Here is an 11,806-nt window from a genome sequence, read left to right on the forward strand (position 1 = left end):
TAAAATAGAAATATGGTTAAAAAATCAAGGTTTTTATCACATAAATTGGTCAAAATAAGAACAATTAAAATATTGTAAAGAATCAAATATTGATCAGTATTTAATCCTTGATGACGATTCTGATATGTTGTATTCACAGAGAAACAATTTTGTTCATGTTTTATCAGATAGTAATAATAAATCCGGGTTCAATGATTTTTATTATGAACAAGCTAGAAAAATATTAAGTACGACTATTGTACAACAAACATATAGGAACTAATATGCAAGAAATTAAAGAAGTATACATGCAAGAGGTTATTGATAAATTTGTATTAAATTATCCTGACGGAGATTTTAAAAATTTTATTATCAATACAATTTCGGGTCAAATGAAATTTTTATATCTTGTTATGTTAGATAATTACAAAGAATCAGATCAATTTAAATTAATCAATAATCCAGATGATATTGATGTAGCTTATAATTATTTTTTAACTATATTCCAACGATTTACTTCAGTTTCAAATATTGAAACAGAAAATATTCAGGAGGATTGACAATGCAAGAGTTTTTAAATAAAATAATTGAGTTGATAATTTTATCATCAGGAATAATCGGATTTTATTTCTTTACAACTGCTATAATGATATTATTCGAAAAATTTTTTTAGTAGGGATTTTATATGTTAATATTATATTTAGTATGTATGTTTATATCTTTATCCGGAACGATTTGGATTTTGAATGATATTTTCATTAAACAAGAAACGGTTATTAAAAATGATTTATTTCTAATAGTTGGTATGTTTATATTGAGTGTTATTCCAATACTCAATTTGATATCAAGTATGATATCAATCCAATTATTTTATATGCAACTATTTCGTAAGAGATAAACATGTCAACATGGATAATACAGTCGAATTTAATAAGAAATGATCAAACATTTCCTTTAGTGGATTCATTGATACATAATGGTATCAATTTCGTTGATGTAGCGGTAATTCCTTTTTCAAATGAACCTCTAGATATTAAGAGTGATGATTCAATATGGATACCTTATGGTTCAACTAAATTATCAAAGATAGCTTTGCAAGAAAATTGGTTGGGATTGTTTTTTGACGAAGAGACATTTAGAGTTGATTGTTGGAATAAAAATCATAACAATATGCTCAATAATGATTCAATCATAATGACAATCAAAGATGCATATGATTTCATGTCAAAATATTATAATGAATATTGGTTTATTAGACCAATCAATGATTTTAAGGCATTTGCCGGTGAAGTTATTAGTGGAGAAGATTTTATTAGTTGGATACAAACTGCTTCTTCTGGGGGATATACATTCACTGATATGCAAGAAATAAGTATAGCTCGACCAAAAAATATACAAGCTGAGTGGAGATACTTTATTGTTGATAGAAAAATAATTGATGGTAGTATGTATCGGTTGAATAATCGAATGTATAAACAACACGAAACTGATGAGGATGTTATTATAGAAGCACAACGACAAGCTGATATTTGGCTACCTCATGATAATTGTGTTATGGATTTAGCTCTAGTTGATAATAAAATAAAAGTTGTTGAATTTAATTGTTTGAATTCTAGTGGTTTTTATGATCACGATTTAGATAAAATTGTTTCATCAGTAACTGATTATTGTGATAACAAAATATTTTTCGAAGAAGATTAGGTAAATTATAATAAAAGCTAATATGATAATAGGTTCGATACTAATTTTATGGGTTATTTTGAGTGTATGGTATTTTACTAGCCAACTAGGAAATAAATTCAGAAAAAATAAATGGTGGGATTTTGTATGGATTCCCCCAATTTTCATAATAATGTGCATTCTTAAAATAGTGATGGATATAAACGAAATATTTAAAAAATAATTTTATTTTTTATAAAAATTTACTATAATATTATTGTTATTTTTATTTCAAGTGAGATATTTTTATGGCAAGAGGTAAAAAATTAAATATTTTTGTTAGATTTGGTTCTTTGAATTTACAAAAACAAAAAGGTAAAAAATCTGATACATATCATTCTCCACCAGCTTCTAAAGGAATTTATGCATTTCCTTTAGTATTACAAGAAAGATTTCTCATTGGTTCTTTAGATAAAACTCAGCACGATATATTCAAAAAAGTAAAAGAAGATGAGTATCGGGATTGGGATGATTATTATGAAAAATTAAGATCAATCAGGCATGTATTTGAAAAGAAAGATGGTACTATTTGGCATCATCTGATTGATTATACTAAACCAAAAGAAATAATCGAAATCAATAAATCTTGGGTAAAAACTACGATTTATGATTGGATCAAAATAGTTGGTCGCGCGAGTATAAATGATCGAATGCCAGATTTAGATGAAAGATTTTATGGAACTAAAATTAAATCGTTTAACCAATCAAATGGTATTTGTGGTAAATATTCGAAAGATCATTATGAAGTATTTTTTGATGAAAAAATATAAAAATAATTTTACTTTCCATAAAAATTTGCTATAATATATCTTTAACTCCTAATAGGAATATTTATTATGAAATACGATATAGAGACTTTTTTAAATTGTGCTTCTAGAGAAGAAGCGCGTTCATTTTTAATGAATAATTGTAAAACTAAAAACGATCTAGTTGAGTTTGCTATTCAATCTGATACTTTTTACTTTAATAAAGGAGCTAGGAAAGAAGTTATCATTGAATCAATTATCGCTCAAACTATTGGAGCTAGACTAAATCATCAAGCAATACTAGATATGAACTCATGAAAGTGAATTTAGATACCAGTAAAAGTAAATTATCAATAATAGCGGTAATTAAAGAATTATCGCTAATTCTTGACGATGAAACTGACGAAGAAAGTCAAGAAAGATTCGATTGTCTTATGATATTAGAAGATTTGAAGAAAAGATCTTCATGTAAAGAATTGATAAAAAATGGTGTAAAATATAATGGAGTAAAATCAAAATATGATTGCCCTATTGATTTAAATGGGCTAGATTATTATCCATTGATATAAAATATTTATTTTTTATTGATTTCATATTATAATTATATCTATATCATTAAATAGAGAATTATTATGAATACTTTTGATTTTACTACATTACCCCTTCATTCAAAATATAGTGAAGGATGGAAAGCTAATTATAATAACGAATCATTAAAATCTTGCCCTTATCCTAAACATTCAGAAGAAGCACGTTATTGGTGTAAAGGTTGGTATGATGCTAATGAAGATGATTTAGTTCTTTTAGATAAAACTGAAAGATATAATCTATACAATAAAACAATATAATTAAAAATAAAATATCAAATACTTTATAAATACCTCATAAGAATTTAAATTTTTAATGAGGTATTTTAAATGTCATTACCAGAAGTCAAATATACTGTTCATAAATTAACAGTCCCTTCTACACAAGAACAAATATCATTTAGACCATTTATTGTAAAAGAGCATAAAGTATTATTACAAGCTCTTGAGATGGGCGATACGGTAAATTTCATCGAAACAATTTATGCTATTATCAAAGCATGTACGTTTGAAAAGCTAGATATTAGTAAATTGCGCATGGAAGATATTGATTATATTTTCCTAAAATTAAGAGCAAAAAGTCATAATCAAATAATCAATTCAAATTATAAGTGTATTAAACCTGACGTTGAAGGTAATCCTTGCAACAAGAATATAAGTGTACAAATTGACCTGGAACAAGTTAAAACATATTACCCTGAAGATTTCAATAAAAATAGAATCATCATGGTAAGTGAAAATGCAGGTATAAAATTTAACAATCCAACATTTGAATCGTTTAAGTTATTATCGAAAATTGAAAATGTCAATAGTTTATTTAATGTAACAGAAGCATTTTTATATTCGTGTATTGAATGTGTTTTTGATGGAGATAATATTCAAGTTCCTGGTATTGATTTCACTCAAGAAGAGATGGTAGAATATATTGAAAATTTAGATAGTAATACAATTGATAAAATCAATCTATTTTTTGATAATATGCCATATACTGGTCTCGAATTAGATGTTAAATGTCCTAAATGTGGAAATAGTGAACATTTTATATTGAAAAATCTTGAAGATTTTTTCGTCTGATGTTCGCTGAGAATGGCGGCGAACTTATTGATTACTACAAGACCAATTTTCTATTACAAAAAAAGCACAATTTTTCATTATCTGAAATAGAAAATATGGTTCCATTCGAACGTGAAATTTATATAATGTTATTGTTAGAATTATTAGAAAAAGAAAAAAATACACCCAAGTAAAGGATTACTTATGGCAATAAAATTACCGTCATTTTTGAATGCTTCTAAAATAATATCAAAGAAAAAAGATATTGTACAAGATAATATCGTTAAAAAAGAAATTCCTTTAGAAAAAGACGAAAAAGAAAATTTTGCTAAAAGGTTGTATGAACCACAAAAGCAAGATGAGCCAAGTATTGAACGCGTTCCAAATAAAGCTAATAATGAAAACAATAGCGAAGGTTTTAAACAAATAACAAATGCTATACAAAATAATGCTAGTATACAAAACTCACACGATACTCAATCTGTATCATATTTAAAACGAATTTCTGATGATTTATATGGTATAAAAAATTTCCTATTCAAGATGGATTTTGATAAGGATACAGATACAAATAATGATACAACGAGTGGTAGTATTTTAGATATATTAGGATCAGCAAAAGACTTTTTTAAAAAATCAAAAAAAGTACCAAAGGGCTTATCAAAATTAACAAAAACAGGAAATACATTAGCTAAATCAACAATCAACAAACCTGTTTCATTTGCTCAAAATTCTCTATCGAAAGTTAGTAAATTAACTTCTAGTGTATCTGATACAGCAACAAATAGTATATCAAAAATAAAAAATATTTCAATTAAAAATAATTCTTTAAAAAATATTGGAAATATTTCAAAAGTACTAGCGGATAAAGGTTCTCCAATAATGAGAACCGCAGGACAGATGTTGGCTAGATCTGCTCCAGCTTTGGTTGAGGGAGCTGTTGCTGCTGCCCCTTATTTAGCTGTTGCGACTGCAGGATATGTAGGCTATAAAGCTGGAGAACAACTCAATAAAGCAATGGAAGGCACTGAAATCGGCGCATGGAAAGATAAATTATTTGATTCTATCTTTTCAGGTATAGACGATTTAACTGGTGGATTATTAAGTGGAGTTGATCCATCAAAAAGAAAACAAGCTGAAGAATCTGACAAGAAAAAAGAAGATGATAAAGAAACTTTATTCGAGAAATTAAATGAAAATCTGGATTCATTAAGCGATCAAATAAAGGCATCGATGGGCGATATTGAAGCTCAAGATAGAATTTTTGCAAGAAGTGCGACTGGACAATCAACAACTACAGATAAAGTAGCTGGATCTATTAGAGAAGGTGTCGCAGATCTTACTGGTATTAAGGAAGGATCAACATCAAGAGGTGGTAAAGAGTTTAAAGATAAATCTGTGATGATTATGGATAATTTGATGAAGGATTTTCAATTAACACCTGAACAAGCTGCAGGTGTTATGGGTAATCTTGGTCATGAATCTGGTGGTTTAAAACAGATGCAGGAAATAAATCCTACTTCTGGTAGAGGTGGTTTAGGCTGGGCTCAATGGACAGGGGATAGAAGAAAGAAATTTGAAGCATACGCTGCTGCTCATGGATTATCTACAAGTTCCGATGAAGCAAATTATGGTTATTTGAAGGAAGAATTAACAACTGGTGCAGAAAAAGGCGCAATCGATAGAGTTAAACAGTCATCTGATTTAAAAGGTGCTGTTTATAATTTCGAAAGAGGATTTGAGCGCAGTGGTGACGTCAAGAATGGACAAGTAGTTAAACCAACACAATATCAAAGTAGATATGATTATGCAAATACTGCTCTAGCAGCATATAATGAAGCTAAAGGTATAAAAACGAGTAACGAAGTTAGTGCTAAAATTGCAAATGAAACAGTTTCAAATTTGAACTCTACATTAGTGCAGGATACTCAAAATGCGATTGATCGTGGAGTGAAATATAATTATGGTTCAAAAAATTCATCTAGCGGTTCAATTGATTGTTCTGGTTGGGTGATGGAATTGAATAAAAAAATGAGTTCAGAATTAGGTGATCCGGATACTATTAAACAAGCAGTTAATACTATGGATAAAGGGGCTGCTCAAGGTGGAGCCGCGGGTATTATTCAAGCAGTAGGACAAGCAACAGGTAAAGAATTAAGCGGTAATGATGTTAATGCTGAAAATTTAAGAGAAGGAATGGTCATAGGTATAGATCATTCTCAAAGTGGAGCAAAAAGTGGAGCAGGTAGATATAAAGGTATAGATCATATAACACAAGTTGTTAAAAATCCAGAAACAGGTGAGATGATGATTAGCGAATCATCTAGTAAGAAGGGGGTACATTTAACAAATGCTAATGACTGGCTCGAACGAAATAAAGATAAACCAAAATATGCAGTTGACCCATATGCTAATATTCGTGGTGAAGATGGTACCATTCAAACTGAAACAAAACCAAAAAGTATAATGTATGATTCAAAAACCGCGAATCAATATTTAAGTAATAATACCCAGGGTATAAGTACACAATATGGAGATAATAATAAACCAGTTGAATATTCTTCATTTGTTCCAAGTACATATAATCAACAAAATTTTGCAAATCAAGGGCAACTAAATCAAGTATCTAACCCATCAATTAATACTGGCAGTTATTCTAACCAATCAAATAATATTGCACCATATAATACTATTTCAAGTGGAACTACTATATCAAATAATGAAATTCAGCCAGTTTCAAGTATGGTTAATACTGGAATAGATTATTCAACTAAAAATGATAGTATGAGTAATATAAACAGTGTATTCAGAGAAGTAAGTAATGATGATACTACAACTAATACACAACAATTATCATCTGCATTAAGTTCAGCAACATTTAATATACAAAATGCTAGTATCAATAATGCCAATGCTAATATAAATCAAGAAAATCAACAAACGGGATCGGATGAATCACAATCAACAAGTGAATCAAATATCACAAATGATAATACAAATAATGGATATAATACTTCTTCGATTGTAGATAATAGTAGTATCATCAATAATCCAACAGGTGGAATATTAAATTCTATTAGTAATGGTATTGGATCAATATTGAATCCAATTAGTGCTATAACGAATACGATTGGAAGTATAAGTGCAAATCCAATTAGTAGTATTATTGGAGCATTTACGAATTCTGCAAATACAAATCAATATGCAAATAATATTTCTCCTATAACAAGTAATTTATCAAATGAACCAACTTCAATATTACAAAATGTATTATCTAGTGGATTAGGTGGAATTACTAATGTTGCAGGGGGATTATTGAATAGTATCATTGGTACTGCTAATGCATCAGAAAATTTATATAATGCTTCTCCGTTGATGACAAATATTGTACCACAAAATGATATAAGAAAAAATAGTGATATAGCTAATACCGCACAAACATTTTTTACAAATAATAATGAAATAGGATCAAAACAAAATTCAATAACAAACGATGAAAATATATTATCACAAAATAATTCTAATTTAATTAGTAGTATTAGGTCTCTTGATAAGAGAAATATAGTTGGCTCAAATACTAATCAATATGAGAGGGATTTAATTCCACAAAACAATACTACGCAATTATTAAATAATGGAATAAATTTAACAAGACAAATAGGTTCAGGTGATATAATTGGGACAATTAATAATGGAAGTGATTTATTGAATAGTTTATCACAAACATACGTACCTCAACAAAACCAATCTGTTACTGGTAGATATGATACGAATACGAATAATTATTCATTAGAAAATTCACTTAACCCTAATAATTCTATATTTAATAATTCTTTGAGCAGAATATCTGCAACAAATGAAGGAATAAATGAATATGAACAACCAAATGTTACTACAAGTGCAACTAGCTTTTTTAAGAATGAACGAGATAACAATCAGAAGACAAATACACTAGATAATTATTCATCACAATCATTTGTAAATGAAACGAATAATACTAAAAATAATAAAGATAACAATATAATGAATACGTTATCATATGATACTAATAATATAACAAATAAATTATATGATAATAAATTAGAAAGACAAGATAGTAATATTGGCGATTTTATTACGAATAAAACTATTGAAACAGATTCTGTCGTTGCTAAGAGGAATACACCCCCAATAACTATACAACAACCTCCTACACAAGTTATTCAACAAAGTGGAGGTAAGACAGGAACGGTTGCACCGATGAGAACTAAACCAAATGATAGTGCATTGAGAAGGATTTTTGATAATATGTTAGCTCAAGGAATCTAATCTATATCTTATATAATTATCATGTAGATCTTGTAATAAATCATCCATGATCCTATTAGTATTATCAAAAGAAGATATATTTAAATAATTGGTAATACTATGTAATACCATAATTTCTTCTTTATTTAAAATGTGGGTGAAATAATTATAGACTTTTTGATTATTTAAAGTATTACACAATGTAATATAATTATTGATTAACAATATCACATCAATATTACATAATAAAAGGAATCTTCTTATAGTTTTTCTTATAATAAGAAGATTCCTTAGATCTCTTTTAAAAAAATAACCAGAATAATCTTGTTTGATTACTGATACGATTTCTTTCATATTTTATTGTTTTGGTGTTCTTTTTTGTCTTACTGGTTTAATTACTTCAACCGTATCTTCTTTATTAGTTTCTATTGATTCATTGATATCAGCCCGTATTTCTTCCTGCGTAAGAAATGGACAATTTAGTTTATAATTTAGATTAGGATTAGGCAATCCTTTGATACTCACTAACAATTCACCCGATATTGGATGAGCCCACCCGTATATTGTAGCGATTGCGGTAGGTATAGGTTTTCTTATTTCTGACATTCAATTCTCCTTAATATAAAATATAAAAGTATTTATAATTAACAATCAATATTAAATTTTTTTAGTGAATTATATAATTGTCCAGGTGTTACTCTATATGATTTTTTATGTATTAATGGACAACCTACTTCTTTAAATGACCAAGCTATTAGTTCAGAACAAAACCATTTATTATCATCCTCCCAATTACGATTAAAAGGGTATCCTATTATTGCTAAAATATCATATGGTTTACCAACTTGCGTTCTAACCAATTCAACGATTGAGTTTGGTGCACATGGTATATCTATTTCTTCATATCCGATATTTTCAATTATTATATTTCTAAAAGGATATTCGCTTACTCCATTATTTTTTAATTCAGAATCTATTATCGTATTCGTCATACAATCAACAATCCCACAATGGCTATATTTACTATTCGTTAATAATCGTATTATCCATGATTGAAATGAATTATCATAAGTAAATATAACTTTCATATTATCCTCTCAATGCAGTAGCAATATCAGATATAGTTATTGAATATCCTAATTGTTCCGCCCTACTTATATTTTTTAATGATAGATTAAATAATGCTACATATTGTAAAGAAGTAATCGCTCCTGCTTGAACCCAAGCATACATCATATTTTGTGTATCAGAAAGTCCCATATTTAATGGAGCAGTATTATTACCTTGTAAATAATCTTTTATTATTAGTGCAATTGATCTTAATGGACTCGTTAAATTCGTACAATGGTCTTCAACCACAGCTCGTAGATTTGTACTACCTAACCAAACCATGAATATATTCATTGGAATAGAACCATGTATAGATATATCTTTTCTATTAATAATAGCTTCGATTATAGCATCATTGCCTGATATTATATGAGGAGCGATTTCATTAGCGAGTGGACCACTCACTAATTCTGTATATAATTCTTGTGGGGTCATATATTTCTTCCTTAAAAATTAGTATAAAAATCCAAATTATCTTTTAAATATAATGATAAATTATTTGATTCTTGATCATTTAACCATTTAGTAAATAACCCGCTTACATATATATATCCCGAAAATGGAAATGATCCAGCATATCCCATACCCCCAATATGAAATTGGGCGCCTAATTGATAATCTGCTCTAACTGTACCGATTGGTACAGTATAATTTGAGTGTTGAAAACTACACGGTTCACCAAGGATCTTAATTGATGTATCGATGGGATAAGTAGTCTTCCATCTCAATATTGATAAATACAATCTATTTGTTAAAAATGAATCACTATATGTAAAAAATTGTCCAGTTTGCCAACCATTTCCTCCTGTATCATTTATAACACATCGGATATTTCGTGAAGAAGGTATAAAAGACATTGATATACAAAAATTTGAATAATCGGTTGCATTATCGTCTAATCTTAATAATGGTTCTTCATTAATAGAAATAGTTGTGAGTTCAAATAAACAAAATGTGGTGAATTCAGATCCTATAGTTGTAATCACCCCAGAGTCAGTATAAAATCCAGTATTATCGTAATTTGCGGAGGTTCTACTAAAACATCTACCATATGTACCATTACCAATATTTGCCCCTGTACCAAAATTTTTAGCGTGTTTACCACCAATAATATCGATTGGAAAATTACCACTATTCACCCACAAATGCTTAAGAGAAGGAAATTCTTGTACTATCGGTATCATGCTTTACTCGCTTGTAATACATCTTTTGAGTAATATAAATTACCACTCGTTAGAGGTACTCCAATTTCATTTTTTAATATCACACGAATTTTTTTCGGTAATCTCCCGAGCCGTTTTTTAACACTAAATGATTTATTATACGTCGTTGCTGTTGTAGATAATGGCAACACCCCAAGTAAATATAAATTGCTCTCGTCCGTCGTAACTGATAATGATTCTGGGCCAGAGCTAAAATTTATCCCGTCGTTTGATACTTTTATAAATACACAAATTTGTTTTAAACTCGCTGGAGGATTTGTTGTCGAAGCTTCAACTTCGATATTAACATCATAACAGTTTGTTGTATCAAGATCAATACTTGCACAATATGTTGCAGATGCGAGAGTAGGAAAATTTGAACAAGTTAATTGTGTTCTAGTTCCATCTACGACTTGATTTATCGTCATCAAACTTGAAACTTTATTAATTAATAACCTTACTAATCCATTTAATCCACTATTTGCCGTTGAACTAGAAGCAGTTGTTTCATTGATAGCACCGAGTTCAGTAGCAATACTTGATAAATTTCCCCCCGATTCTAATGCAGCACCATTCGGTAATGGTAATGTTGTTACACTGATTGGTTGTACACTTTGATAAAAATTACCAGATACTTGTAATGGATTGGCTCTTAATTGCGTATCAGTCAATCCTGCCCAATTAAAAGTGACAGGTATTTGAGTCTGATCACTCGCAATTACAACTGGCTTTGAATTAGCCATTATAGATTGACCATTATCAGACAATTTATTGATTATATTTACTAAAGAAGTATCTGTCGCAGCTCCAGTGGGTAAATTACTTGATGAAATTGTTGCATCAACAGTAAGTGCTCCAGAAGGTGTCGTTTTAACAGCAACATAATTGCCGTTTGATGCTTTACCATAAATAATACCTTTAGTAACTAATGCATCAGTATTATCTAATACAGGTACATTTATTGCATGTACTTCAGATAAAGTTGAATTTAATTTTTTAATAGCTTGTAATCTGAAAACATTTTGTGCGGTATTTCCATTTACATATCTTATTCTAAAAAAACTCCCCTCACACATTACTTGATAAAAATAATCTTGAGGTGTACCTGGAGAGGATACTATAA

General features: G+C 28.9%; 14 protein-coding genes. 8 read left to right on the forward strand and 6 right to left on the reverse strand.

Annotated elements, in window-relative coordinates; translation table 11 throughout:
- Nucleotides 1-263 precede the first annotated feature (263 nt).
- From PHC28_RS09315 to PHC28_RS09350, 8 genes are all read left to right on the forward strand, one after another.
- Nucleotides 264-539, forward strand: coding sequence for a hypothetical protein (locus tag PHC28_RS09315; protein WP_300099133.1), 276 nt, complete (start codon nucleotides 264-266; stop codon nucleotides 537-539).
- Between the two features lie 340 nt (nucleotides 540-879).
- Nucleotides 880-1,680, forward strand: a complete 801-nt coding sequence (locus tag PHC28_RS09320; protein WP_300099136.1) for an ATP-grasp domain-containing protein — start codon at nucleotides 880-882, stop codon at nucleotides 1,678-1,680.
- A gap of 266 nt (nucleotides 1,681-1,946) precedes the next feature.
- Nucleotides 1,947-2,468, forward strand: a complete 522-nt coding sequence (locus PHC28_RS09325) for a hypothetical protein (protein WP_300099139.1) — start codon at nucleotides 1,947-1,949, stop codon at nucleotides 2,466-2,468.
- 66 nt (nucleotides 2,469-2,534) lie between these two features.
- Nucleotides 2,535-2,762, forward strand: a complete 228-nt coding sequence (locus PHC28_RS09330) for a hypothetical protein (RefSeq protein WP_300099142.1) — start codon at nucleotides 2,535-2,537, stop codon at nucleotides 2,760-2,762.
- A complete protein-coding gene (locus PHC28_RS09335) occupies nucleotides 2,759-3,013 on the forward strand; it encodes a hypothetical protein (RefSeq protein ID WP_300099145.1) in 255 nt (84 codons plus the stop codon). The genes PHC28_RS09330 and PHC28_RS09335 overlap by 4 nt, the downstream gene beginning before the upstream one ends.
- 63 nt (nucleotides 3,014-3,076) lie before the next feature.
- A complete protein-coding gene (locus PHC28_RS09340; RefSeq protein WP_300099148.1) occupies nucleotides 3,077-3,292 on the forward strand; it encodes a hypothetical protein in 216 nt (71 codons plus the stop codon).
- A 69-nt stretch (nucleotides 3,293-3,361) separates the two neighbouring features.
- On the forward strand, nucleotides 3,362-4,105 hold the full coding sequence (locus tag PHC28_RS09345) for a hypothetical protein (protein WP_300099151.1): 744 nt from the start codon (nucleotides 3,362-3,364) through the stop codon (nucleotides 4,103-4,105).
- 183 nt (nucleotides 4,106-4,288) lie between these two features.
- A complete protein-coding gene (locus tag PHC28_RS09350) occupies nucleotides 4,289-8,392 on the forward strand; it encodes a phage tail tip lysozyme (protein ID WP_300099154.1) in 4,104 nt (1,367 codons plus the stop codon).
- On the opposite strand, the gene PHC28_RS09355 is transcribed toward PHC28_RS09350, so the two are convergent.
- The 6 genes from PHC28_RS09355 to PHC28_RS09380 form a co-directional block, all read right to left on the reverse strand.
- Nucleotides 8,375-8,725, reverse strand: a complete 351-nt coding sequence (locus tag PHC28_RS09355) for a hypothetical protein (RefSeq protein ID WP_300099157.1) — start codon at nucleotides 8,723-8,725, stop codon at nucleotides 8,375-8,377. The two genes, PHC28_RS09350 and PHC28_RS09355, sit on opposite strands and share 18 nt — an antisense overlap.
- A 3-nt stretch (nucleotides 8,726-8,728) precedes the next feature.
- Complete coding sequence (locus PHC28_RS09360) at nucleotides 8,729-8,977, reverse strand: hypothetical protein (protein ID WP_300099160.1); 249 nt, start codon at nucleotides 8,975-8,977, stop codon at nucleotides 8,729-8,731.
- 38 nt (nucleotides 8,978-9,015) lie between these two features.
- Entirely contained in the window at nucleotides 9,016-9,459 is a 444-nt protein-coding gene (locus PHC28_RS09365; protein ID WP_300099163.1) for a hypothetical protein, read from the reverse strand.
- 1 nt (nucleotide 9,460) lies between these two features.
- Entirely contained in the window at nucleotides 9,461-9,916 is a 456-nt protein-coding gene (locus PHC28_RS09370; RefSeq protein ID WP_300099166.1) for a hypothetical protein, read from the reverse strand.
- Between the two features lie 11 nt (nucleotides 9,917-9,927).
- Nucleotides 9,928-10,665: a hypothetical protein gene (locus PHC28_RS09375; RefSeq protein ID WP_300099169.1), complete on the reverse strand. Its 738-nt coding sequence runs from the start codon at nucleotides 10,663-10,665 to the stop codon at nucleotides 9,928-9,930.
- A partial coding sequence (locus tag PHC28_RS09380) for a hypothetical protein (protein WP_300099172.1) occupies nucleotides 10,662-11,806 on the reverse strand: 1,145 nt, incomplete at its 5' end. The genes PHC28_RS09380 and PHC28_RS09375, both read right to left, overlap by 4 nt.

The organism is Flavobacterium sp., assembly GCF_028712645.1.
In the GTDB taxonomy this organism is placed as follows: domain Bacteria; phylum Bacteroidota; class Bacteroidia; order Flavobacteriales; family Flavobacteriaceae; genus Flavobacterium.